Source organism: Paenibacillus sp., from assembly GCF_035645235.1.
Classification (GTDB): Bacteria; Bacillota; Bacilli; order Paenibacillales; family YIM-B00363; genus Paenibacillus_AE.
The window spans coordinates 1-24,923 of record NZ_DASQMZ010000014.1 but is presented as its reverse complement, the minus strand read 5'-3'; the positions used below and the strand labels follow the sequence as shown (position 1 = coordinate 24,923).

Below are 24,923 nucleotides of genomic sequence, written 5' to 3'. Positions count from 1 at the left end.
CGGTCGGAGGTGACCTACGGTGGGGAACAAGCTAGATAAGCTAAACATCGGCATTACATGCTATCCGTCGCTCGGAGGCTCCGGGGTCGTCGCGACCGAGCTCGGCAAGCTGCTCGCGGAGCGGGGGCATCAGGTGCACTTCATTACGCACAGCATGCCGTTCCGGTTATCGGGATACCACAAAAATATCTTTTATCATGAAGTCGAGGTTTCCGACTATCATGTATTTAAATATCCCCCGTACGACTTGTCGCTCGCGGCGAAGATGGCGCATGTGGCAAACATCCAAAAGCTCGACGTGCTGCACGTGCATTACGCGATTCCGCATGCGGTATGCGCGTATTTGGCCAAGGGTATGGTCGAGCGTCCGCTGAAGGTCGTGACGACGCTGCACGGGACCGACATAACGATCCTCGGGCTGAACGACAGCATGGCGGAATTGATCCGACTCGGCATCAACGGCAGCGACGCGGTGACGGCCGTCTCCAAGGACTTGATCCGGGAAACCGAGGAGCTGCTTCGGATTACGCGACCGATCGACCTGACCTATAATTTCGTCGATAAGCGCGTGTATTATCCGCGGGATTGCTCGCGCTACCGCGGCGACTTCGCGCCGAACGGCGAGAAAATTTTAATGCATATTTCCAATTTCCGCCCGGTAAAGCGCATTGCGGACGTCGTCGACGTATTCCGCCGCGTGAACGAGGAAGTGCCGTCGCGGCTCGTCTTTATCGGCGAAGGGCCGGAGCTCGGCAAGACGATGGCGCGCGTGCGGGAATTGGGTTTGGAAGAGCGCGTCCTATTCCTCGGCAAGCAGGACGAGGTCGCGGAGCTGTTGTCCGTCGCCGACATTATGCTGCTACCGTCGGAGAAGGAAAGCTTCGGCTTGGTAGCGCTCGAAGCGATGGCGTGCGGGGTGCCGACGGTCGGCTCGACCGCGGGCGGCATTCCGGAGGTCGTCACCCACGGGGAAACGGGATTCCTGTCGCCGGTCGGCGACACGGAGTCGATGGCCGAGCATTGCATTCGGCTGCTGACGGATCCGACGTTGTACGCGCGGATGTCCGCGTCCTGTACGAAGCGCTCGCAGACGGTGTTCTGCAACGATCTCGTGATGCAGACGTACGAGGATATTTATTATAGAATTTTAGGCCGTTCGCGGGAGACGTCCGAACGGGAGCAGGTGTGCGCGACGGAATGACGGTCATGATCGGATTCGACGACGCGATGGGCGCGAGCGGCGTCCGCTTGCTGCGGCGGCTGGAGCGAGCCGGCTTCTCCGCCTATTTCGTCGGGGGCTGCGTGCGCGACGCCCTGCTCGGCCGTCCGGTGAAGGATTACGACATCGCGACGTCCGCGAAGCCGGGGGAGCTGCTCGCGCTGTTTCCCGATGCGATCCCGACGGGGCTTCAGCACGGAACGGTGACGATCCCGTTCGAGGGCTACGCCTTCGAGACGACTACGTTCCGCGCGGAATCGGCGTATTCCGACGGCCGGCATCCGGATGAGGTAACGTTTCTCGACGACGTGGAGGGCGATTTGGAGCGACGGGATTTCACGGTGAACGCGATGGCGGCGGACGCGGAGGGACGCCTCGTCGATCCGTTCGGCGGGCGCCGCGATCTCGAGGCGAAACGGCTTCGCGCGGTCGGAGATCCCGCCGCGCGCTTCTCGGAGGATGCGCTGCGAATGTTGCGCTTCGTCCGCTTCGCGGCCGAATACGGCTTCGTCACGGACGAGCCGACATGGCGGGAGGCGCGGCTCGGGGCATCCGGGCTCGCCGCGGTCGCGATGGAGCGGGTGTACGCGGAGCTCTCGCGTATGATCGAAGGCGCGGATCCGTACCGCGCGCTTCGGCTGCTTCGCGACAGCGAGCTGCTCCGCTGGACGAAGGAGCGGCTTCGGCTGCCGCGAACGCTCGGTTTGCTGTCGCCGCCCGCGGAGGCGGAAGAAGGCGCTTCGGCAGCTGGCGCTTCGGGCGATCCGCTGCGGCGGTTAGGGCACGTGTCGGACCCGCTCGCCCGTTGGGCGCTCTGGTTCGACGCGATGGCGCTGTCGCCCGACGACGCCGCGCTCGTCTGCCGCGCGCTCCGGACGTCGAACGTCTTCGAGCGGGAACTGCGGGACGTGCTGGGGCTGCACGGAGCGCTGCGAGGCGCGCCGCCGGAGCATGCCCGCCGCGCATGGGCGTCGGGCGCGATTCGGTTCGGCGAGCTCGCGTGCCGCCGCTGGCTTTCGCTGGCGCAGGCGGTATGCGGCGAGCCGGCGTACGCGTGGACGGCGCTGTATGCGGCGAACGGCGAGCGATGGCTGGACGAGATGCCGGCGAAAACGTTGAAAGACCTGGCGATCGGAGGCGCGGACGCACTCGAGGCGGCGGGCGAAAGGCGAGGCGGGCCTTGGCTGGCGGATTTGCTTGCCGGGCTGCTGCTCGACGCGGCGCTCGGGGAGCTGCCGAACGAACGACAGGCGCTGCTCTCGCGCGTACGAGAGCGGCTGCCGCGATACGGCCGGGACGCTGCGGGAGGGAATGGCGGGAAGCCTGAAGGCGGCAGCGCCGGCGAACGAACGGAGGACGCGGGAGGAAACGGAGGCGAGGGCAAGCTTTGAACGATACGTTGTTGGCATGCTTTCAGGCGGCCCCCGGCGAATACGTCTCGGGGGAAAAGCTAAGCCGCGAGTTGGGCATCAGCCGAACGGCGGTGTGGAAGCGAATTCGGCGGCTCGAGGAGTCGGGCTATCGCTTCGAATCCGTGCCGCGCTTAGGCTATAAGCTGATCGGATACCCGGACCGGCTTCGGCCGGAGGAGCTGCTGCCGCGGCTTGCGGGGACAAGATTCGGCGCATCCGTAAAGCTGTACGATTCGCTCGAATCTACGCAAAACGCCGCGTACGAAGCTCTCGTGCACGGGGCGGGGGAAGGCGCGCTGATCGTCGCCGACGCCCAAACGTCGGGGCGCGGCCGCTTGGGGCGCCATTGGTTTTCGCCGCCGGGGAAGGGCATCTATATGAGCTTCCTATTGCAGCCGAACGTTCCGCTCGCCCGCGCGCCGCAGATGACGCTGCTCCTGTCCGTAGCGATGTGCCGCGCGATTCGGAGGTCGATCGGCGCGGACGCGACGATCAAGTGGCCGAACGATATTTTGATCGGCGGCCGCAAAGTGTGCGGCATTCTCGTCGAGACGATTCTCGAAGCGGACGCGGTGAAAGCGATGATCGCGGGCATCGGCGTGAGCGCCAACGTCGGTCGGGACGAGTTTCCGGAGGCGCTGCGGCCGATCGCCACCTCGTTGATGGAAGCGGCCGGCGCCCGGGTGTCCCGGGAAGCGGTGATCGGCGAATTTTTCGAGCAGTTCGAAGCGTTGTACGAGTTGTACCGCAGCGACGGCTTCGAACCGGTGAAGACGCTGTGGGAGGCGCTGTCCTCGACGCTGCACGGGCGCGTGCGCGTGAACACGCCGCAGGGCGTCGCGGAGGGCGTCGCCGAAGGGATTACGACCGAGGGCGCGCTGCTCGTCCGCGACGATGCCGGGGTCGTGCATACGATGTATTCGGGCGATTTGTCCGCTCCGGCGGTCTCGCTGCCGACGTAACGGCCGGCCCGAACCGCGGGCGAACGCGCTATATACAAATTCACATGATTTGTTATACTATGGAGAACGCTAGGGGGACGGTATCCTGGGGAGCCGTACTGCCGATGCGCAGGAGTCATAACGATTTTCTTCATTCCTATTTCTGCTCTGAGCCGCAAGGACCGAGACGGAAAGATCCGCACATGCGAAGCGCAACCTACGGAAACCGGATATGGAACTACGATGATGATAGGGATCGACTCGGCGAAACCGGGCATACCGGACGTACCGGACGTACATGGCGTTCCGGACGGTTCGCGCCGTCCCGAGTCGAACCCCGTTCAGCCCACAAGGCGCCTAAGCGGCCGGCCGTCGGCCGAGCCGCGGCGTCGGACAGCGGCCGACAATGCTGATCGATCATCGGCGATTCCCAGCGGTTTCGACGTTGCGAGCCTAACGCGCGATTTCTTTTTGACCCGGTGCCTTCCCGCGCTCGACGCAGGGAGGCTTTTTCGTTTTTTAAGGAACCCTAAGGAGGGATACGATATGCCGGAAGGAACGAGGGCGGAGACGAACGCCGGCGCCGCCGGGCGTAAGCCGATGACGACGACGAAGCTTCGGTCGATGAAGGCGAAAGGCGATCCGATCACGGTCGTCACCGCGTACGACTATCCGTCCGCGCAGCTGGCGGAGGCGGCGGGCGCCGAGGTGCTGCTCGTCGGCGATTCGCTCGGCAACGTGGTGCAAGGGCGGGAGACGACGCTGTCGGTGACGCTCGACCACATCGTGTATCATACGGAGATCGTCTCGCGCGCGTCGAAGACGGCGTTCGTCGTCGCGGATTTACCGTTCGCCACGTACCACGGCGGCGTCGACGCGACGCTCGCCAACGTCGCCCGCGTTATTCGGGAAGGCGGAGCGAAGGGCGTCAAGCTGGAAGGGGGACGCGAAATTTTGCCGGCGGTGACGGCTGCCGTAAGCGCCGGCGTGCCGGTGATGGGCCACCTCGGCTTAACGCCGCAATCGGTGCATGCGATCGGCGGATACAAGGTGCAAGGCAAGCAGTCGGCCGCCGCGGCCAAGCTGCTCGACGACGCGCTGCGGCTCGAGGAAGCCGGCGCCTTCGCGCTCGTGCTGGAGCTGGTAACCGACGAATTAGCGGCGGCCATCACGGAGCGGCTGTCGATCCCGACCATCGGCATCGGTTCCGGACCTCGCTGCGACGGGCAAGTGCTGGTGTTTCACGACATCCTGCAATACGGGCTCGACCCGTGGCCGAAGAAGTTCGTGAAGACGTACGCGAACGTCGGCGCCGTCGTGAAGGACGCGATCGCCGCATACGTCCGGGACGTCAAGCAGCGCAGCTTTCCGGAGGAGCGGCATACGTTCCACATGGAGGAGTCGGAGCTGCCGCCGGTATACGGCGGCGGGAACGGCGGAGTCCGGACCGGCGGCGAGGGGGAGGAGTCCTGACCGATGAAGACGTTTCGTACGATCGAAGCATATCATGCGTTCCTGCGGGAAGTAAGGAAGACGCCGACCCGAACGATCGGTTTCGTGCCGACGATGGGCTATTTGCACGCCGGACACCTGTCGCTCGTCGAGCGGGCGAAGCGGGAGAACGACGTCGTCGCGATGAGCGTCTTCGTGAACCCGCTGCAATTCGGACCGAACGAGGATTTCGACCGGTACCCGCGCAACGAAGCGCGCGATCTCGAGCTGATGGAGGCGGCGGGCGTCGATGCGGCGTTCCTGCCGACGGTCGAAGAGATGTACCCGCGCGGGACCGGGAAGACGACGGTGTCCGTCGCTGGCGTGACCGAGCGGCTGTGCGGCGCGTTTCGGCCGGGGCACTTCGACGGGGTCGCGACGGTCGTCGCGAAGCTGTTCCATATTATCCGTCCGGACCGGGCGTATTTCGGGCTGAAGGACGCGCAGCAGGTCGCGGTTATCGCGACGATGGCCGCAGACTTGAATTTCCCGATCGAGATCGTGCCGTGCCCGACGCTGCGCGAATCCGACGGCCTCGCCATGAGCTCCCGCAACGTCTACTTGACGGCGGAGCAGCGGGCGCGCGCGCCGGTCCTGTACCGTTCGCTGCAACGCATCGACGAATGGCTCGCGAGCGAGCCGGGGCTGACGTCGAGCGAGCTGGAGGCGCGCCTTGCGGATGCGATCCGCGAGACGCCCGGCGCAACCCTCGATTACGCCCAAGTGCTTGCCTATCCTACGCTCGAGCCGTTCGACGGTCCGGCGGCCGCCCGGGACGGGCGTTGGATCGCGGCGCTTGCCGTCAAATTCGGCCATACGCGGTTGATCGATAATCGATTGTTTCCATAAGAGGAGAGGAGGGAACGCGCATGTTCCGCACCATGATGAAGTCCAAGATCCATCGCGCGGTCGTCACCGAAGCGAACTTGAATTACGTGGGCAGCATTACGATCGACGAAGACTTGATGGATGCGACCGACATCTTGCCGAACGAGAAGGTGCAGGTCGTCAACAATACGAACGGTGCACGCCTCGAGACGTACGTTATTCCGGGGCCGCGGGGCGAGGGCACGATCTGCCTGAACGGCGCCGCGGCGCGGCTCGTGCAGCCGGGCGACGTCGTCATCATTATTTCGTACGCGATGATGACGGAGGAGCAGGCAAGGAGCTACAAGCCCAAGGTGGCGATCATGGACGGGCACAACCGGATCGTTCGCACCGCGGACGAGGAGATCCACGCGACCGTGCTGTAAAGACGGATAAGGATTTGGCAGTATGAAAAGCCTCCCCGGCGCAAAAAATGAGGGTACCTCGCGTCGTGAATCCAACCGAAAGGTGGGAGGCCCATGTTCAAGTACTTGTTTCAATCGATGAACGAGAAGCTGGACGGCATCCTCGCCTCGCTGCCCGCGTCGCACGGCACGAAGCAGCAGGCGTTGCTCGAACAACTCCAGGAGCTTAGAGACATCAGCGACGGCATCATCGAGGAGTGGCTTTTGTTCGAGGAGAAAATGGCGAAGGCAGGCCATCGGCCGCAGCCGGACGCCGCGGGGTCCCTCCCCGAGACGACGGCGGCGAAGCCTTCCTTCGACTTGGACGACGACCCGTTCGGCGAGTCGCCCGCGCAGTCGATGCAATACCAGCGGGGCGAAGGGTACTTCAAGCTGTACATGTTCGCCGAAGCGGCCCGCGAATTCGGTTCGGTCGTGCGCGAGCATCCCGAATTTCTGCAAGCAAGATTATATCTGGCCTTATGTTTCCTACAGAGCGAAAACGTCGCGGAAGCCTACAGCCATCTTCAAATTTTAATTTCTCTGGCGGACGACGGCCGGTTGAAAGCCGTCGCGTATAACGCCCTGGGCTGCGTGCAGGCGGTGAAGGGCAACGTCGAGATGGCGTGCGAATGCTTCCGCACGTCGCATGCGCTCGATCCGGAATTTAAAGACCCGGTGTACAATTTGAAGGCGTGTCAAATCGACGGAGGCGTGCTTCAGCTCGGCGTTGCGATCGGCTGACGCCTTCTTTTTCTATTTCCTTTTCCCCTTGCGGTTTGGTATCCTTAAAGGAACGAAACGCAGGCGGAGAGGGAAACGGAATGAAATTCGCGGTTTTGGACTTGGAGACGACCGGCGAGCAGCCGGGCCGGGACGACATCATCCAAGTCGGCCTAACGGTCGTGAACGACCTTCAAATCGAACATACGTACGCATCCTTCGTTCGCCCGAACGGTCCAATCCCGGCGTTCATCCGGCAGCTCACCGGCATTACGGACGAGATGGTCGCGGATGCGCCGGAAATCGACGACGTGATGAACGACATCGTGCCGCTCCTTGACGGAGCGGTGCTCGTGGCGCATAACGCGGCCTTCGACCTTGCGTTCCTGAGGCGCGCGCTCGCCGACGCCGGCTACCCGGGCTACGACGGACGCGTGCTGGATACGCTGGACTGGCTGCGAATGCTCTTCCCGACCTTGTCGAGTTACCAATTGTCTTACGTGACGCAGGCGTTCGGCATCGCGCATGACCGCCCGCATCAAGCGGACAGCGACGCCGAAGCGACGGCGGAGCTTTGGATTCGTTGCCTGCAGAAGCTGTTCGCGCTGCCGCTCATGACGCTGCAGCGCCTCGGCTTCTTATTTGCGCATCCGGACGCGACGTCGCCGGACAATGCATGGTTCTTAGAGGAGATCGTCGCGTGGCGGGCGGGCGATCCCGGCGCGGAGTCGGAGCCTTCGAAATCGCATCGCCAATTCGCGCTGGCGGTGGACGATTGGACGGGCGATGAGGAGACGGACCGCGAGCCGGTGGAGCTCGAGTTCGAAGCCTACAAGGAGGAGTTAAGGCGCCGCATTCGGGAACGCATGCCCGATTACGAAGATCGGCCGGCGCAGGATCGCATGATGGACGAGGTCGCGTCGTCGCTCGAGGGGGAACGCCACCTCGTGATCGAGGCGGGGACCGGGACCGGCAAGTCGCTCGGGTATCTCGTCCCGTCGGTGCATTACGCGCTCCGCCATGGCGAGAAGGTTGTCGTCAGCACGCATACGATCAATCTGCAGGAGCAGCTCCGGCAGAAGGAGCTGCCGATGCTGCACGAGCTGTCGCCGATTCCGTTCAAATCGGCGGTGCTGAAGGGCCGCAGCCATTATTTATGCCTTCGCAAATTCGAGGGCAAGGTGAACCTGCAGGATTTCCCGAACGCCAAGGAGGACCGCGCGATCGCGGCGCAGATGGTCGTCTGGCTCGGGGAGACGCAGCACGGCGACGAAGAAGAGCTCAACCTGGGGCAGAAGGGCGGCGAGTTTTGGGGCCATGTGGCCTCGGACGCCGACTCGTGCCTCAATCGGGCGTGTCCGTGGTTTCGGAAATGTTTTTACCATCGGGCGCGGAACGAAGCCGCGGCGGCCGACGTCGTCGTCACGAATCATTCGCTCTTATTTACGGACGTGAAGGCGGAGCATCGCATTTTGCCGGCCTACGGACGGCTCGTCGTCGACGAGGCGCATCATTTCGAAGACGTCGCCAGTCAGCATCTCGGGGTCGAACTCTCTTACTTTTCGATGGTCGGCGCCCTCACGACGCTGCTGAAGGACAGCCGCACCGGTCAACTGCCGTTGTTGAAGTCGCTGATGGAGCAGCATCCGAACGCGAAGACGGAGGGCTGGGGCGCCAAGATCGGCGAGCTGTTTCCGGACATCGTCCAGGCGAAGGAAATGTGGGACGAGCTGTTCGACGCGTTGTACGATCGGTTCGTCTCCCGAGCGGCCGCCGGTCAAACCGAGGGCGGCGCGGTGTCCGTGCGGCTGAAGACGGACCAGCTTCCGCACGATTGGAACGTCTTCGTCGGGATGGAGGATAATTTCTTTCTGACGATCACCAAGGTGTTGAAGGTGCTCGACCGTCTCGTCACGGAGGGCAAGGAGGACGCCGAGGACTTCGGCATGGAGAGCTTGTTCACCGACCTCTCGGGCACGGTCAAGGACGTATACCGCGCCCGGGATTCGCTGCGGCTCCTGCTGAAGGCGGACGATCCGAACATGGTGTACTGGCTTGAGGCGACGCCGCAGTTTAAATCGCGGTCCCTTCGGCTGTACGGGGCGCCGATCGACGTGTCCGCCTTGATGCGGGAATATTTCTGGGAACGCAAGGACGCGGTCGTCATGACGTCCGCGACGTTGACGGTCGAGAAATCGTTCCAATACGTCAAAGCGCAGCTCGGCTTGTCCGATCTGGACGAGGCCGAGGAGAAGCTGCAGACGCTGCAGCTGCCGTCCCCGTTCAAGTACCGGGATCAAGCGTTGGTGCTCATTCCGAGGGACTTCCCGGGACTGAAGGGAGCCAACGCCGACCCTGTCTTTTTGGAACGGCTCGTCGAGTCGCTGCGGGATGCGGCCGTCGTGACGCACGGGAAGATGCTCGTGCTGTTTACTTCGCACAAGATGCTAAAACAGACGCACGGCCCGCTGCGGGACGCCTTGCAGCCGCACGGCATCCACGTGCTCGGCCAAGGGGTCGACAGCGGGAACCGGAGCAAGCTGACCCGCTTGTTCATGCAAGCCGGCGCCGCCGTCCTGCTCGGCACAAGCTCGTTCTGGGAAGGGGTCGACATTCCGGGAGAGGCGCTGACGTGCCTCGCGATCGTGCGGCTGCCGTTCCAGCCGCCGAACCACCCGATGGTCGAGGCGAAGAGCGAATATTTGCGCGCGCAAGGGGAAAATCCGTTCACGAAGCTCTCCGTGCCGCAAGCGGTTATCCGGTTTAAGCAAGGCTTCGGACGACTCGTGCGCACGGCGAAGGATCGGGGCATCGTGCTCGTCTTCGATACTCGCGTCATCGAGACGTCGTACGGGAAGCATTTTCTATATTCATTGCCAGGACCGAAGATCGAGCACTTGCCGAGCGAGACGATCCCGTCCCGGATGCGCGAGTGGCTGGAAGCGTCGGGGAGCAGCGGAAAGGGGGAAGCGACATGAAATTTCCCAAAATTTCGGAGGCGGTCGTACGCCGGTTGCCCATGTACCTTCGTTACCTGAACGAGCTGTCCAAGAGCGACGTGCAGACGGTATCCTCGCAAGATTTAGGGCGCCGGCTCGACCTCAATCCCGCCCAAATTCGCAAGGATCTCGCTTATTTCGGCGAATTCGGCAAGAAGGGCATCGGGTACGACGTCAATTATTTGGTGGAGAAAATCCGGGGCATTCTAAAGCTGGACCAGGAAATTCGCGTCGCGCTCGTCGGCGCGGGCAATCTGGGGCAAGCGTTGTGCAATTATAACGTATATTTGAAGGACAACATGCGAATCGTGGCCGTCTTCGACGCGAATCCGAAGCGCATCGGCGAACGGATCAATCAGCTCAGCGTGCAGCCGATGGGCGAGCTTGTGGAGACGGTACGCGCGGCGAACGTGCGCATCGGCATCATTACGGTGCCGGCGACCGAAGCGCAGCGCGTGGCGGACCAGTTCGTGGAAGCGGGCGTGGAAGGAATATTGAACTTCGCGCCCTCCATTATTAAAGTGCCGGGGCACATCCGCGTTCATTACGCGGATTTTACGATCGAGCTCCAAAGCTTGGCCTATTACTTGAACAGAGGCGAAACGGAGGACGAAGCATGACGACACGTACGATTATCCGCGGCGGGCGGCTGCTTACCATGGCGGAAGGCGAAGCGGGCGCCGTCGTAAGCGAGGGCACCCTCGTGCTGGCGGGCGACCGCATCGAATACATAGGACCAGGCGACGTCGAAGCGCGTCCTGAGGACGAGATCGTTGACGGCAGAGGAAAGCTGTACATGCCCGGACTCGTCAACACGCACGGGCACGCGGCCATGTCGCTGCTGCGAGGGTTGAAGGACGACGTGAACCTGCAAGTATGGCTGCAGGAATATATGTGGCCGACGGAAGCGAAATACACGGCGGCGGACGTGCGAGCCGGTACGGAGCTGTCCATCGTCGAGATGCTCAAGAGCGGCACGACGACGTTCATGGATATGTACGACCATATGGATCAAGTGGCCGAAGCCGTCGAGGCGTCGGGCATGCGGGCCTGCCTCAACCGCGGCGTGATCGGGCTGTGCCCGGAGGAGGTGCAGCGGGCGAAGCTGGAGGAGGCGATCCGCTTCGCGCGCGCTTGGAACGGGGCGGCCGACGGCCGCATTACGACGACGATGGCGCCGCATGCGCCGTACACTTGCCCGCCGGAGTATATCGCCAAGTTCGTCGAGGCGGCGCACGAGCTCGATCTGCCGATTCATACGCATATGTCGGAGACGGCCCGCGAGGTCGAGGAGAACGCAGCGGCCTACGGCGTGCGCCCGGTCGAGCATCTGCGGAGGCTCGGCGTATTTAGCCGACCTTGTCTCGTGGCGCACGGCGTGCATCTCACCGACGAAGAAATCGACATCCTGGCTTCGCACGGGGTCGGCGTCTCCCACAATCCTGGCAGCAACCTGAAGCTGGCCAGCGGCGTGGCGCGGGTGCCGGCGCTTCGGAAAGCGGGCGTGCGCGTCTCGCTCGGCACCGACAGCGCGGCGAGCAATAACAACTTGGACATCTTCCGGGAAATTCGGCTGGCGGCGCTTATCCATAAGGGAGTCAGCGGGGATCCGACGGCCGTGCCCGCGGCGGAAGCGCTGCGTATGGGAACGGTCGAAGGGGCTCGCTCCCTGTGGCTGAACGACGTCGGGACGCTGGAAGCCGGGATGAAAGCCGATGTCATCGCCGTCGACGTGACGGGGCCGCATTACCAACCCGAGGCGGATCTGGTGTCCCACCTCGTCTACGCCGGCTCCGGAGCGGACGTCTCGGACGTCTGGGTGAACGGGAAGCAGCTCGTGCGCGGCCGGGTTTGTCTGACGCTGGACGAAGAGCGCGTCTACGCGGAAGCCAATGCGGCATTAAGACGTCTGAGAGGGTAATGCGGGCATGGTAGAGCGCATCAAGAACGAACGCGAGACGAAAAGCCGATGGGTTGGGAAAACGTTGCTCGCGACCGTCGCGTTGCTCGCGGTCGTCGCGTTGTTCGGCGCCCGGTTTTACCAGACCGTGCAAGCCCCTTATTGGAATACGCTGGACCGGGCGGAAGCGGAAGCGATCGAGCGGCTCGATTTGCAATCCGTCGACGCCGTCGAACGGTTCGTGAGCGACCGGCCGTATTCGGTCGTAACCGGCGTCGACGCCTCCGGGACGCCGATCCTCGTCTGGCTGTGGGGCGAAGACGGCGTCCATATCGAAAGGCAGGACGCCGGCGTGTCCCGCGCGGACGTGAAAGCCGCGGCGCTGGCGGAGCGTCCGGAGATGCAGCTCTTGCGCATCGCGCCGGGCAAGCTCGGCGAGACGTACGTTTGGGAAGTGTTTTACTCGGTGCGGGAATCGAACGGGACGCGGAAATATTACGATTATTATCGGTTCGCCGACGGGGAGAAGATCGAAACGTATCGATTGGCGCTCGAACGGGAGTAACGCCCGAGGCGAGCGGAACGGAGGAACGCGCGCGATGAAGTGGTCTTGGAAGACGAAGCTGTGGTTTACGCTGACGATCGTGTTCGGCGTCTTGTTGATCGCGTCGTTGGTGTGGAGATAAGCGAAGAGAAACGGGGTCGTCCGGCAGCGGACGGCCCCGTTTTGCGTGTTCCCGCTTCCCGGCTTCCACTCATTTCTTCCCCTTTCATGCAGCTGATGTGATATACTTTCGTATATACAAATGCGATAGATACTAGAAAGGGGGACGAAGTCGTGAAACTGCGTCTCTTACCTGTTGTTGTAACGATTTTAGCTTCCTCCGCGGTGTTGTTCGGCGGATGGTTCGCGTATCAGTCTTATGCCATGGAAGATCCGTTCCTGAAAGAAACGGCGGCCATCGTAGGCGTCGCCGACGCCGCGGTAGAGCTTGGCCGCGACCAAGCGACCGTGCACGTGACGCTGGCCGAAGGGGCGAAGTTGCGCGAAGCGTATCAAGCCGTCATCGAAGCGGGACGCGCGTCCCTTGGCAAGCGCAACGTCGTCGTAGACGTAGTCGGCGAGGGCGGTACGAGTCCGGCGCTCGAAGAATGGTGGTCCGGCGCGTTGTTCGACGTCGCGCAAGCGATGGAGACGAAGCAGTACGCGCGCATTCCGGAGCGGCTGAAGGAGCTCGCCGCATCGCAAGGCAATCTTCAAGTTAAAACCGAAATGGACGAGACGAACGTATATATTGCACTGACGGACGGCCCGAACAGCAAATATGTCGTGCTGCCGCGTACGGCCGCGACGATGGGGGTGTGGCCGAATGAGTAAATACGGCAAAGAAATCGCGCTCGGCTTCCTGCCGGTGCTGCTTGCGTTCCTGATGTTTGTCGGCGTCAATCCGATTCCGGTGCTCTTGATCGGCGTGATCGGCGGCTCCCTTTATTTCATGACGCGCATGCGCAGCGGCGGCGGCTTCGGCGTCGGCGAGCGCAGCAAGTCGAAGGCGAAGCTGCCTTCGTTCCTGACGTTCGAGGATATCGGCGGGCAAGAGCGGGCCAAGAAGGAGTTGATCGAGGCGCTCGACTTCCTCGTCAAGCCGGAGCAGATTCAGAAGTTCGGCATTCGTCCGCTGAAGGGCATCTTGCTGATGGGGCCTCCGGGCACCGGCAAGACGCTCATGGCGAAGGCGGCGGCGCATTATACCGACAGCGTGTTCGTCGGGGCGAGCGGCTCCGAGTTCGTCGAGATGTACGTCGGCGTCGGCGCCTCGCGCGTCCGCGACATGTTCAAGGAAGCCCGTCAGAAGGCGATTAAAGAAAACAAAGCGAACGCGATCATCTTCATCGACGAGATCGACGTCGTCGGCGGCAAGCGCGACGGCGGGCAACAGCGAGAGTACGACCAGACGCTCAACCAGCTCCTGACCGAGATGGACGGATTGCACACGTCGGATACGCCCCGCATTCTTGTCATGGCCGCGACGAACCGTAAGGATATGCTCGATTCCGCCTTGCTGCGCCCGGGCCGTTTCGACCGCCATATCGGCGTCGATCTGCCTGACGCGAAGGGCCGTCTGTCGATTCTCGATTTGCACGCCCGCAATAAGCCGCTCGACGCGGACGTCTCGCTGCAGAAGATCGCCGATCAGACGTTCGGCTTCTCCGGCGCGCAGCTGGAAAGTCTTATGAACGAAGGCGCGATCTACGCCATGCGGGAAGAGCTCGATTCCATTCGAGAGCGTCATCTGCTGATGGCGATCGACAAGGTGATGATGGGCGAGAAGACCGACCGCGAGGCGGCGGCCGAAGAGCGCGAACGAGTAGCGATCCACGAACTCGGGCATGCTATCGTGGCGGAGACGGTGCGTTCCGGGTCCGTCTCCCAAGTGGCGCTCAGCCCTCGAGGGCAAGCGCTCGGGTATGTGCGGCATAATCCGCCGGCCGATAAATACCTGTACACGATGCAGTACCTCGAGGAGCAAATCATGATCGCGATCGCCGGCTCCGCCGCGGAGGAGATGTTCTACGGGGAGCGCAGCACCGGCTCGCGGAACGACTTCGAGCAGGCGCTCGGCTTGGTTCGTACGATGATCGATTCGGGTCTGACCGAGCTCGGCATCGTCGACTCGAAAATGCTGACCAAAGAAGAGTATAATAAGGCGAACGGCGACATCTTGGCGTCGCTGACCGAACGGACGCGCGAGCTGCTCGCGGGGCGCAGAGACGTGTTCGAGCGGTCGCTCGATATTTTGAAGCGGGAGGAGACGTTGTCGGGCGACCGATTCCGCGATCTTCTTCACAGCGATTCCCTGAAGCCTACCGCATAATCTTTGTCTATGAATACTCCGGGCGCGCCGGCATTTGCCGACGCGTGCGGAGCTTTATACATAATTGGGGTGGAAAACGATGGAATTTAAAAAAATCGGCGTGATCGGCGCCGGCACGATGGGGCAAGCGATCGCCGAGATGCTCGCGCACAAGGGCCTGGACGTATATTTGGCGGAGAAGACGCAATCGAAGCTGGAGCACGGCTTGAAAGCGATCGAGATGAGTCTGGATAAACAGATCGAGAAGTGGGCGTTGACCGCATCGGAGAAAAAGGTCGTCCTCTCGCGCATCCACCCGATCGGCGATTTGGCGAACGTCTCGGAATGCGAGCTCGTGATCGAGACGATCAGCGAGGAGCTGGAGGCGAAGAAGGACGTATTCCGCTCGCTCGGCGAGCTTTGCGGTTCGAACGTCGTGCTGGCGACGAATACGTCTACGCTGTCGGTCACGGAGCTGGCCGGGGGGACCCGTTTTCCGGCTCGCGTCATCGGGCTCCATTTCATCCACCCCGTATCGAACATCGACATGGTGGAAATTATCCGGGGACTGCAAACGTCCGACGACACGTTCGAGCGGACGAGGGGGTTCGTCGAGGACGTCATTACGAAGAAGGGCATTCTCGTGTACGAATCCCCCGGCTTCGTTACGACGCGGCTTATGTGCACGCTTATTAACGAGGCGCTGCATACGCTGTCCGAAGGCGTCGCCTCCGCCGAAGATATCGATTCCGCGATGCGGCTCGGGTACGGCTTCAAGTACGGGCCGCTCGAGATGTGCGACCGGTTCGGCCTCGACTCCGTCTTGGCGGCGCTCGAGCGCATGTTCCGGGAATACGGCGACTTGAAATACCGGCCCGCGGTGCTGCTGCGCAAGATGGTGCGCGCCGGACAGCTCGGCACGAAGACCGGCTCGGGCTTCTTTCGTTATGACGAGGATGGTGATAAACTATGAGAGTGTTGGTCATCAATGCGGGCAGCTCGTCCTTAAAGTATCAGCTGTACGACATGACGGACGAATCGGTGCTCGCCGCGGGACGCGTCGAGCGCATCGGCATGGATTCCGCGATTCTCACGCACGAGCCGCAGCGCAAGGCCGAGGTGCGCGAGGTGAGCGAGATTCTCGATCATACGACCGCGATCCGCAAAGTATTGGCGATTCTCGTACATAAAGAACACGGCGTGCTGTCGAGAATCGAAGAGATCGACGCCGTCGGCCACCGCGTCGTGCACGGCGGCGAGTCGTTCCGGGAATCGGCCCTCGTGACGCCGGAGGTCAAGCAAGAGATCAAACGGTTGTTCGACCTGGCGCCGCTGCACAATCCCGCGCATATGATGGGCATTCAGGCGGTGGAGGCGAATTTGCCGGACGTGCCGCAAGCGGTCGTCTTCGACACGGCGTTTCATCAGACGATGGACCAGAACGCCTATTTGTACCCCATCCCGATGGCGCTGTACCGGCGGCATAAAATCCGGAAGTACGGGTTCCACGGCACGTCGCATATGTACGTCAGCCGGCAAGCCGCCGCCTTCCTCGGCCGCGACGTCGAGGCCTTGAAAATCGTGACGTGCCATATCGGCAACGGGGCGAGCGTGACGGCGGTGCAGGGCGGCAAGTCCGTCGATACGTCCATGGGCATGACGCCGCTCGAAGGGCTGATGATGGGCACGCGGAGCGGCGACCTCGACCCGGCCGTCGTGCCGTTCGCCATGGGGAAGGAAGATTTGACGATCGGCGAGGTCAGCTCCATGCTCAATAAGCACAGCGGCTTGCTGGCGATCTGCGGCATGAGCGACATGCGGGAAGTGCAGGAGGCTATGGAAGAAGGCAATGCGGCCGCGAAGCTGGCGTTCGGGATGTACGAATATCGCCTACGGAAATATATCGGGGCGTACGCGGCGGCGATGAACGGCATCGATGCGATCGTGTTTACGGCCGGCGTCGGGGAAAATTCGTGGCTGCTGCGAGCGCGGACCTGCCTGAACCTCTCCTATCTCGGCGTCGAGATCGATCCGGAGGCGAACCTGGTCCGCTCCAAAGAGGCCCGGCGAATATCCACCCCGGGCTCGAAGGTCGAGGTGCTCGTCGTGCCGACGAACGAGGAACTCGTCATTGCGCGCGACACGTACGCGTTAATCGCGGGAGAAGGAAAGTCGAATTCTACATAAGCGAAGTAGGGAGTAATGGGCATGAGCGGAACGGAAGCGATAAAGACGACGATTCGGGACGTATCGAAGCATGTAGGCGAAGCGGTCGTAATCGGCTGCTGGCTGCATCGGAAACGGTCTAGCGGAAAAATTCAATTCCTGCAGCTGCGCGACGGCACGGGGTTCATCCAAGGGGTAACGGTGAAGAACGAGGTCGACGAAGCGACGTGGGCGGCGGCGGACAAGCTGACCCAAGAGTCGTCGCTGTGGGTGACGGGCGTCGTGCGGGAGGAGCCGCGCAGTCCGAGCGGCTACGAGCTGTCGGTGACGGGGGTCGACATCATTCATCTGACCTCGGACTATCCGATTACGCCGAAGGAGCACGGCGTCGACTTCTTGATGGACCATAGGCATCTGTGGCTGCGCACGCCGAAGCAGCATGCGGTGCTGACGATCCGCGCGACGATCGTGCGGGCGATTCAAGAGTTTTTCGACACGCGCGGCTTTACGCAGGTCGACGCGCCGATCTTGACGCCGACGTCCGCCGAAGGCACGACGAATTTATTCCATACGAAATATTTCGACGAGGACGCGTTCCTCACGCAGAGCGGGCAGCTCTATATGGAAGCGGCGGCGATGGCGCTCGGGAAGGTGTATTCGTTCGGTCCGACGTTCCGCGCCGAGAAATCCAAGACGCGGCGCCACTTGATCGAGTTTTGGATGATCGAGCCGGAGATGGCGTTCGTCGACCATGAGGAAAACCTGCGCGTGCAGGAGCAGTTCGTCGCGCATGTCGTCGGCAGCGTGCTCGCGAATCACGCGAAAGAGCTCGCGACGCTCGAGCGCGATACGTCGAAGCTCGAGAAGGCGGTCGCGCCGTTCCCGCGCATTACGTACGACGACGCGGTCAAGTTTTTGAACGCGAACGGCTTCCCGGAATTCGTCTGGGGCGAGGATTTCGGCGCACCGCATGAAACCGCGATCGCCGAAAGCTACGAGAAGCCGGTATTCATCACGCATTATCCGACCTCGCTTAAGGCGTTCTACATGAAGCCGGACCCGAACCGGCCCGAAGTCGTTCTGTGCGCCGATCTGATCGCGCCGGAAGGCTACGGCGAAATTATCGGCGGCTCCCAGCGCATCGACGACCCGGCGCTCATGGAGGCTCGATTCGAGGAACACGGCTTGTCGAAAGATACCTACCGCTGGTACCTGGACCTTCGCAAGTACGGCTCCGTGCCGCATTCGGGCTTCGGCCTTGGATTGGAGCGGACGGTCGCTTGGATTTGCGGACTGGATCACGTCCGCGAGACGATTCCGTTCCCGCGCCTGCTATACCGCTTGTACCCGTAAATGAATAACGGAGGGGGACGCGCCATGTCCGATACGAAATCGTACCGCGCGGGGCTTCGAACCGGGCTTCGGCTCGGCTCGGTGGCCGTGCCGGGATTGCTGCTGCGCACGTACGCGAAGCTCGGCTTGTCGGAGATCGAGGCGATGCTGCTTGTCCACCTGATGTATTTCGCCGAACGGGAATATACGCTGTTCCCGACGCCGGACCAGCTCGCCGCGCGCATGTCGACGACGCCCGACAGGGTGCTCGCGGCGATCGAACGATTCGTGAGGGAAGGCTTCGTGACGATCGAGGACGATAACGACGCCGCCACCGGCGTGCGCGGAGAGCGCTACGATCTGACTCCGCTGTTCGATAAGCTGGCGGCGGCTTGGGAGGACGGGGCGTCGGACGAAACGTTCGCTGACGATGACGATGCGTCGGACGGTTATTCGTACGCCGCCGAACCGTCCGAGACGCGGCGGCAGACGGCCGCGACCGCGGCGAACGCGCCCGGCCGCGAGACGGCGGCGTCGCGGCGCAAGGATTTATTCACGGTGTTCGAGAGCGAATTCGCGCGGCCGCTGTCGCCGATGGAATACGAGACGATCGTCGGCTGGCTCGATCAGGATCGGTACTCCGACTCGCTCATCATGACGGCGCTGAAGGAAGCCGTCTTCGCCGGCAAGGTGCATTTCCGATATATCGACCGAATCTTGATGGAATGGCAGCGCAACCGTATTACGACGCCCGAGGAAGCGAAGGCGTATACCGAGCGGTTCCGCGGCGGCCGCTAGCGGCCCGCTCGACGCCCGCTCGCCAAGCCGTCCGCATCCGGCGCGTTCCCCGCGCCCGATGCGGACGGCTTTTTCCGTCGCGCCGCCTTGACGCCTTGCATCGAACGAGCCGGGCTATGATAAAATGAGAATGGCTCCTGCGTTATTCGGAGCGGACGGAGGTAGGGGGTAAACCACCATGATGACGATCAAGCTGCCGAGAGAACAGAAAGAAACGCTGATCGAAGCGGTGCAGCAATATTACGAAACGGAACGCGGCGAAACGATCGGCTCGATCGCGGCCGAAGCGTTCGTCGATTTTATGCTTTCGGTCGTCGGCCCGCATGCGTACAATGCAGGCGTGCAGGACGCCCGCCGGGTGCTGTCCGAACGGATGGCGGCAGCCGAAGACGAGCTGTACGCGCTCGAGAAGCCGCTGCCGCGGCTCGGCCGATGACGGCGACGCGCGCGTGCCTGCTGCTGCACGGCTTCACCGGCGGCCCCTATGAAGTCGAGCCGCTCGCCGACCATTTGACGACCCACGGCTGGACGTGCGCCCTGCCGACGCTGCCGGGGCACGACAAGCCGCTGCGCGAGCTGCACCGCATCCCGTTCGGCGACTGGATCCGAGCGGCCGAAGCGGCGGTCGACGCGCTGACGCGGATGTACGGGGCCGTCGATCTGGTCGGCTTCAGCATGGGCGGCCTGATCGCGGCTCATCTGGCGAACCGTTATCCGATCCGCCGGCTGGCGCTGCTGAACGCGGCCGTTCACTATGTCAGCCCGGTACGCTTCGTTCGCAACGCGCTGCGCGTGCTGCGCGAAGGAGACCGGCGCAAGCTGCGGCTGAAGAAGGAAACGCCGGTCGGCGCGGTCATCGAGTTCGCGAAGCTGGTGCGGACGCTCAAGCCGGAATTCGGTCGGCTCGCGGTCCCGACGTTCATCGCGCAAGGCGAACAGGACGAGGTGGTCCACCCCCGCAGCGCCTTCTATATCGCGCGCCGCGTTAAGGGGTGGAAGACGCTGGCCGTCTACCCCCATTCGCGGCATCTGATTTGTCTGGAGCCGGACGCGCCGATGCTGTTCCGGCACGTCGAACGATTTTTCGCGGAGGGGAGGATGCCGTAACCATGCGAAGCTCGAAACGGGGATCCGAAAACCCGAGCCGCGCGGTGTCGCCGCTCGTGCGGACGAACGCGGCGCTGCTGCTCGCCGCGACGTCGGCCGCCTGCGTCGCGCTGCTGGCGTTCCGGCGGGAGCTGGCCGGCGAGGCGCGGTACTTGTTTATGCTGTGGAATTTATTTTTAGCCTGGCTGCCGTACGCGGCGGCCGTCGCCGCGGGGCTCGCCGTTCGCGCGTCCTCCGGGCGGGGCGCGTTGAGCGGCGCGGCCGTGCTCGGTCTCGGCGCGCTGTGGCTGTTGTTTCTGCCGAACTGTATGTATTTGGTGACGGATTTCATTCATCTCATCGCCGGCCGTAACCGGTACGTGTCGGACGGGGCGTTCGGGTATTTGGTTTGGTTCGATCTCGTGCTGTTCTTCTTGTTCGCTTGGGCCGGTATATTGCTGGGCTATTTATCGACGTTTCGGTTCCATCGTCTCGCGGCGCTGCGTTTCGGAACGGTCGCGGGGTGGGCGTTCGTGGCGGTCGTCTCCGGGCTGAACGGGTACGGGGTGTTCCTCGGCCGCATCGTGCGGCTGAACAGCTGGGACGCGTGGATGCGGCCGGCCGCGCTGATCGAGGACGCGCTCCACAACCTGCATGTGCGCGGCATCGCCTTCAGCCTGCTGTTCGGGGCGTTGACGTTCGCGACCTACGCGACGCTTTACCATCTGCAGGAAGGGAAACGGTGACGGAATAAGCGCGGGCGGTCCGAACATAAACTGAATACGAACAACGAGAGGAAAGGGGACTTGCCTTACGAAAGGATCCGGAAAGCTCGTCGTTTTCGATTTGCTCTTCTACGCCGTCCTGCCTTATGTCATCTGGATGCTTACGCGCCATGCGTTGTCGGATTATCATGCGCTGCTGCTGTCGACCGTGCCGGGCTTCGTCTACACGATCGGCCGCTTCGCCAAGGAGAAAAGCTGGAACGTAACCGGCGTCTTCCTCATCGTCGCGCTGCTTGTCGGCACGACCGTCGACCTGTTGTCCGGCGACGCGGAGACGATGATTATGAACAATATTCGCACGCTGCTCGTCTTCGGCGTTTTCTTCGTCGCGACGATGCTGGCGAAACGGCCGATGGCTTTATATTTTTTCGCGGATACCGCGCGGGTGCTCGGCTGGCTGCCGGAAGGGCGGGGGCGCGACGCGCTGCGGGACGAACGGCTGATGCCTTATTTCCAAGCGCTGACGCTGCTGTTCGCGCTTCGTTATGTCGTGATCGCGCTCGTGAAGCTGGTGATGTTTTCGATTCATGGGGTAGAGGGGTACGGGCTGCTGATCTGGTGGCGCGTGGCGCTCAGCTGGGGCTTCGGCGGTCTCATCCTGCTGGCGTCGCTGTACGTCGCCGGCAGGGTGAGGAGCCGAATCGGGAGTTAATGCTTACTTCGTGAGAAGCAGGTAGCGGTAGCGATGCTCGAAGAGGAATTCGAACGCTTCGAGATGGCGCTTCGCCTCGAAGGCGTTCGCGCCCCACGCGTAGATGCCGTGATTGCGCAGCAGAATGCCCGGGATGCCGGGGCGAATCGCGCCCTGGACAAGCTCGGCGATGCGCGGAATATTGGCGTAATTCGGGAGAATGGGCACCTGAATGGACGCGTTTTCCTCCCAAATGTTGAACGCCTTGATCAGCTCGACGCCTTCGATCGGGACATGCCCGAGGCTCGCGTCGTACTCCGAGATAATATTGTTAAACACCGTATGGACATGGAAAATGGCGCCGCAGCCCGTTGCCTTATAAATCTCGCAATGAATGAGCGTCTCCGCCGAGGGCTTTAATGCCGTCGGCTCGGTCGGCTGCCCGGACGGGTCGACGAGCAGGAAATCCTCGGGCGTGTTGACGGATTTGTCTTTGCCGCTTGCGGTGATGGCGAACGTGAACGCGTTCGGGCCGTCGAACGGACCGACGCGGACGGACAGGTTGCCGCTCGTGCCGGGAAACCAGCCGCGCGCGGCGAAGTCGGTTTTGACGGCGCGCAGCTCGGCGAAGGCGGCCATGCGTTGTTCTAAGGGTAGCGTCATGTAGGCGTTGCTCCTTCTATGATTTCTTCTAACACTTCGATCACGTCGAAGAACGTGTCGTACTCGTAATGCGGCAGGCCGAGTTCTTTGCAGCGCGTCGCCAGATGCGAACGGGCGAACACGAGATCGGCGAGCTTCGCCCCTTCGAAATCGGTCACGCTGTCTCCGATGAGCATGCGGTAATAGCGCTCCTTCGGGAACCGGCGAATGACGCGCGTCTTGCACATGCCGCAGTCGTTCCGGCATTCGTCGTCGCACGGATGCGGCCACACGATTTCGATGTGCGGCTTCGAGAAGTCCGCGGAGTTGCAGTAAATATGCGATTCCTCGATGTCGTACGGCGCGAGCAGCGGACGCAAGAAAAAGTCGATGCCGCCGCTGGTCACGTAAAACGGGATGTTCTTCCGCTTGCACAGCGCCAGGAGGTCCGCGAAGCCGGGGCGGATGCCGGCGGATTGCAATACATAATCTTCTACTTCTTGTTTGCGGCTCGAGGGGAGCAGCGCGAACAGCTCGCCGACGCCTTGGCGGATGCTTTTCGCGCCGCTGATAATGTCCTGCACGATGCCGTTCCAGCCCGGCGGGTCGAAATGTTTCATGATCGCGACGATGTTGTCGCTCAGCGTAATCGTCCCGTCGAAGTCGCAAAACACGATCGGCTGTTTGTCTTGGGGCGCGCGATGTCTAGGTTGCTGCTGCTGCAAGTTATCGTTTCACTCCCCATAGCTCGATAGCGGCTTTCAGTTGTTCGTTGCCGGGCCGGTTCGCCGCTTCCTCCAGCGCCTCGCCCCGGAGCGCCGCGTCGATCGCTTGGCGGAACGCTTGTCCGCCGGCGGCCGCGCCCATCGGATGGCCGTGCACGCCGCCGCCCGCATTGACGACCGACTCGCGGCCGAAGTCCTTGACGAGAACCGGCACGAGGCCGGGGTGGATGCCCGCGGACGGCACCGGGAAGCTGGACTTCAAGGCGCCTTCCGGCTGCTTAAGCGCGTCCGCGATCGCCAGCGTCTCGTCCTTCGGCATGACGACGGAGCCGTACGGGCTCGGGAAGAGGACGAGGTCCGCGCCCGCGAGGCGCATCAGCTTGCCGAGCAGCAGCTGCGGCGCGACGCCGTAATGCTGCGCCGGGTAGATCGCTCCGGCGAACGCCGGATGCGCCGCGATCGGCACGTCGATCTCCGGATCCTCGGCGAGCTCCTGCAGCGCGTCGAAGCCGTAGGCGAGCACGTTGAACAGCAGCGCGTTCGCGCCGGCGGCGATCGCCTTCTTCGCTTGGGCGCGCAGCTGCGACGTCCGGCCGGTAATGTTGGTCGCGTACAGCAGCTTCTGGCCGGTGTGCTTCTCGGCTTCGCGCGCCGCCGCGATGCATGCCTCGACGCGCTTCTCGATCGGGGTGAGCGGGTTCTCGAACAGAATCTCGTCGTCCTTGATCAGGTCGACGCCGCCGAGCGCTTGCTGGTAAAACTGCTCCTTCAGCTCCGGCAGGTCGTAACCGATCACCGATTTGAAAATGCTCATCAGCAGCGGCCGGTCGTACACGCCGAGCCGCTCCCGTACGCCCGCGATGCCGAACTTCGGCCCGGGGCAGGCGGCGCGGAAGTCGTCCGACACGTCGAGGTCGAGCAGCTTGATGCGCCCGTCCATCGACAGCTTGCCGAACGCGGTGACGAGCAGCGCCGGGATGTCCCGGCTGAAATTCGCGTCCGGGTACGCGATCTTGATGTCGGCATAGCGCTGGGCGGCGAGGCTGCCCGGCGCCGCGTCCGCTTCCGGCTCGTGCACCTCGACGGAGACGACTTTGCCTAGATGTTTCTCCATGTCTTTCTTCTTCGCTTCGGGCAGCTCGGTCCAGCTCCCGACCGTGAGGCCGACCGCGATGCCGGCTGCCTTCTTATGAAAATCCGCCTTCTCGTCGAACGCGCGATACGTCGCCGTGCAGTACGAGGTCATCGGAACCCACCATCCTTCTAGCATTCTTAATTCGTCAATTATACAAGAAAAGCGCCGCAGGGTAAATTTGCCGCCCATGCCGCGCGCAGGTGCCGGCGGGGCACCGCGGGAGGGTGCCGGCGGGGCGCCGCGGGCCGAGGCGGTCGGCGGCGCGCCCGGCGACAAGCGCGTTGCGCGCAAAGACGCCCGGACGGCCGCGTGCGGCGGCTCCGGGCGTTTCTGCGCGTTTCGGCGGCCGTCCAGGTCGGCCGCATGGCGCGAGGCGGAGGCTCGATCGGGGCGGATAAGCGGAGAAACTCCGCCTATCCGGCGCTGCGGTGCCGCCCGGGCCCGGATAAGCGGAGAAACTCCGCCTATCTGGCGTTGCGCGGCCGTCCGGGCCCGGATAAGCGGAGAAACTCCGCCTATCCGGCGCTGCGCGGCCGTCCCGCCGACATGCCCCCGCCGCTATTTTTTCGTTTGGCCTTCCAGGACGGCGGTGGCGATGTCGTCGCCCATCTCGCCGGCGCGGGCCGACGCGCGATGGATCGCTTTGATCATGTTTTCGCGAAATTCGTGCCGCTCTAACAGCTGAATGGCGGCGAACGTCGTTCCGTTCGGCGACGTCACCTTGGCGCGCAGCGCCGCCGGGTCTTCGCCGGTCGATTCGACCATATGCGCCGCCCCGAGCACCGTCTGCACGACGAGCGTGCGAGCTTCCT

25 protein-coding genes are annotated in these 24,923 nt (G+C 62.9%); 21 read left to right on the top strand and 4 right to left on the bottom strand.

Going from position 1 to position 24,923, the window contains the following annotated elements; translation table 11 throughout:
* Window positions 1-19 precede the first annotated feature (19 nt).
* The 21 genes from bshA (at window position 20) to VEZ38_RS01110 (ending at window position 21,630) form a co-directional block, all read left to right on the top strand.
* A complete protein-coding gene (bshA, locus tag VEZ38_RS01210; RefSeq protein ID WP_324891127.1) occupies window positions 20-1,201 on the top strand; it encodes an N-acetyl-alpha-D-glucosaminyl L-malate synthase BshA in 1,182 nt (393 codons plus the stop codon).
* On the top strand, window positions 1,198-2,610 hold the full coding sequence (locus tag VEZ38_RS01205) for a CCA tRNA nucleotidyltransferase (RefSeq protein ID WP_324891125.1): 1,413 nt from the start codon (window positions 1,198-1,200) through the stop codon (window positions 2,608-2,610). Before bshA ends, VEZ38_RS01205 begins: the two co-directional genes overlap by 4 nt.
* Window positions 2,607-3,593 (top strand): biotin--[acetyl-CoA-carboxylase] ligase, encoded by a 987-nt coding sequence (locus VEZ38_RS01200; protein ID WP_324891123.1) that lies wholly within the window; start codon window positions 2,607-2,609, stop codon window positions 3,591-3,593. Before VEZ38_RS01205 ends, VEZ38_RS01200 begins: the two co-directional genes overlap by 4 nt.
* A gap of 525 nt (window positions 3,594-4,118) precedes the next feature.
* On the top strand, window positions 4,119-5,045 hold the full coding sequence (gene panB, locus VEZ38_RS01195) for a 3-methyl-2-oxobutanoate hydroxymethyltransferase (RefSeq protein WP_324891121.1): 927 nt from the start codon (window positions 4,119-4,121) through the stop codon (window positions 5,043-5,045).
* Window positions 5,046-5,048: 3 nt separating this feature from the next.
* Complete coding sequence (gene panC, locus VEZ38_RS01190; protein ID WP_324891119.1) at window positions 5,049-5,912, top strand: pantoate--beta-alanine ligase; 864 nt, start codon at window positions 5,049-5,051, stop codon at window positions 5,910-5,912.
* Between the two features lie 20 nt (window positions 5,913-5,932).
* On the top strand, window positions 5,933-6,316 hold the full coding sequence (gene panD, locus VEZ38_RS01185; RefSeq protein WP_324891117.1) for an aspartate 1-decarboxylase: 384 nt from the start codon (window positions 5,933-5,935) through the stop codon (window positions 6,314-6,316).
* Window positions 6,317-6,409: 93 nt separating this feature from the next.
* Window positions 6,410-7,078 (top strand): hypothetical protein, encoded by a 669-nt coding sequence (locus VEZ38_RS01180; protein ID WP_324891114.1) that lies wholly within the window; start codon window positions 6,410-6,412, stop codon window positions 7,076-7,078.
* Window positions 7,079-7,158: 80 nt separating this feature from the next.
* The gene (gene dinG, locus VEZ38_RS01175) at window positions 7,159-10,035 is read left to right on the top strand and encodes an ATP-dependent DNA helicase DinG (protein WP_324891112.1); all 2,877 of its coding nucleotides are present in this window, start codon (window positions 7,159-7,161) and stop codon (window positions 10,033-10,035) included.
* Window positions 10,032-10,676 (top strand): redox-sensing transcriptional repressor Rex, encoded by a 645-nt coding sequence (locus tag VEZ38_RS01170; RefSeq protein WP_324891110.1) that lies wholly within the window; start codon window positions 10,032-10,034, stop codon window positions 10,674-10,676. The genes dinG and VEZ38_RS01170 overlap by 4 nt, the downstream gene beginning before the upstream one ends.
* Window positions 10,673-11,977 carry an amidohydrolase gene (locus VEZ38_RS01165; RefSeq protein WP_324891108.1) on the top strand — a complete coding sequence of 435 codons (1,305 nt, stop codon included), beginning with the start codon at window positions 10,673-10,675 and terminating at the stop codon, window positions 11,975-11,977. The genes VEZ38_RS01170 and VEZ38_RS01165 overlap by 4 nt, the downstream gene beginning before the upstream one ends.
* Before the next feature lie 7 nt (window positions 11,978-11,984).
* Window positions 11,985-12,521: a DUF5590 domain-containing protein gene (locus VEZ38_RS01160; RefSeq protein ID WP_324891106.1), complete on the top strand. Its 537-nt coding sequence runs from the start codon at window positions 11,985-11,987 to the stop codon at window positions 12,519-12,521.
* A gap of 273 nt (window positions 12,522-12,794) precedes the next feature.
* Window positions 12,795-13,334 carry a hypothetical protein gene (locus VEZ38_RS01155; RefSeq protein WP_324891104.1) on the top strand — a complete coding sequence of 180 codons (540 nt, stop codon included), beginning with the start codon at window positions 12,795-12,797 and terminating at the stop codon, window positions 13,332-13,334.
* Entirely contained in the window at window positions 13,327-14,832 is a 1,506-nt protein-coding gene (locus VEZ38_RS01150) for an AAA family ATPase (protein WP_324891102.1), read from the top strand. The genes VEZ38_RS01155 and VEZ38_RS01150 overlap by 8 nt, the downstream gene beginning before the upstream one ends.
* Window positions 14,833-14,911: 79 nt before the next feature.
* Entirely contained in the window at window positions 14,912-15,784 is an 873-nt protein-coding gene (locus VEZ38_RS01145) for a 3-hydroxyacyl-CoA dehydrogenase family protein (protein ID WP_324891100.1), read from the top strand.
* Window positions 15,781-16,998: an acetate kinase gene (locus tag VEZ38_RS01140; RefSeq protein ID WP_324891098.1), complete on the top strand. Its 1,218-nt coding sequence runs from the start codon at window positions 15,781-15,783 to the stop codon at window positions 16,996-16,998. The genes VEZ38_RS01145 and VEZ38_RS01140 overlap by 4 nt, the downstream gene beginning before the upstream one ends.
* 21 nt (window positions 16,999-17,019) lie before the next feature.
* Window positions 17,020-18,330: an asparagine--tRNA ligase gene (gene asnS / locus VEZ38_RS01135; protein WP_324891096.1), complete on the top strand. Its 1,311-nt coding sequence runs from the start codon at window positions 17,020-17,022 to the stop codon at window positions 18,328-18,330.
* A gap of 24 nt (window positions 18,331-18,354) precedes the next feature.
* Window positions 18,355-19,107: a DnaD domain-containing protein gene (locus tag VEZ38_RS01130; RefSeq protein ID WP_324891094.1), complete on the top strand. Its 753-nt coding sequence runs from the start codon at window positions 18,355-18,357 to the stop codon at window positions 19,105-19,107.
* A gap of 178 nt (window positions 19,108-19,285) precedes the next feature.
* On the top strand, window positions 19,286-19,543 hold the full coding sequence (locus tag VEZ38_RS01125; protein ID WP_324891092.1) for a DUF2164 domain-containing protein: 258 nt from the start codon (window positions 19,286-19,288) through the stop codon (window positions 19,541-19,543).
* Complete coding sequence (locus VEZ38_RS01120) at window positions 19,540-20,214, top strand: alpha/beta hydrolase (RefSeq protein WP_324891090.1); 675 nt, start codon at window positions 19,540-19,542, stop codon at window positions 20,212-20,214. The genes VEZ38_RS01125 and VEZ38_RS01120 overlap by 4 nt, the downstream gene beginning before the upstream one ends.
* A gap of 2 nt (window positions 20,215-20,216) precedes the next feature.
* On the top strand, window positions 20,217-20,939 hold the full coding sequence (locus VEZ38_RS01115) for a DUF1361 domain-containing protein (protein ID WP_324891088.1): 723 nt from the start codon (window positions 20,217-20,219) through the stop codon (window positions 20,937-20,939).
* 100 nt (window positions 20,940-21,039) lie between these two features.
* The gene (locus tag VEZ38_RS01110; protein WP_324891086.1) at window positions 21,040-21,630 is read left to right on the top strand and encodes a VC0807 family protein; all 591 of its coding nucleotides are present in this window, start codon (window positions 21,040-21,042) and stop codon (window positions 21,628-21,630) included.
* Between the two features lie 3 nt (window positions 21,631-21,633).
* Here the strand turns inward: VEZ38_RS01110 and mtnB are convergent, their stop codons facing one another.
* The 4 genes from mtnB to VEZ38_RS01090 all read right to left on the bottom strand — a co-directional run.
* Window positions 21,634-22,272 carry a methylthioribulose 1-phosphate dehydratase gene (gene mtnB, locus VEZ38_RS01105; RefSeq protein WP_324891084.1) on the bottom strand — a complete coding sequence of 213 codons (639 nt, stop codon included), beginning with the start codon at window positions 22,270-22,272 and terminating at the stop codon, window positions 21,634-21,636.
* Entirely contained in the window at window positions 22,269-22,976 is a 708-nt protein-coding gene (locus tag VEZ38_RS01100; protein ID WP_324891082.1) for a 2-hydroxy-3-keto-5-methylthiopentenyl-1-phosphate phosphatase, read from the bottom strand. Before VEZ38_RS01100 ends, mtnB begins: the two co-directional genes overlap by 4 nt.
* Window position 22,977: 1 nt before the next feature.
* Window positions 22,978-24,222, bottom strand: a complete 1,245-nt coding sequence (locus VEZ38_RS01095) for a 2,3-diketo-5-methylthiopentyl-1-phosphate enolase (RefSeq protein WP_324891080.1) — start codon at window positions 24,220-24,222, stop codon at window positions 22,978-22,980.
* Between the two features lie 447 nt (window positions 24,223-24,669).
* Window positions 24,670-24,923 (bottom strand): pyrroline-5-carboxylate reductase family protein (locus tag VEZ38_RS01090; RefSeq protein ID WP_324891078.1); only part of this gene is annotated, 254 nt, incomplete at its 5' end.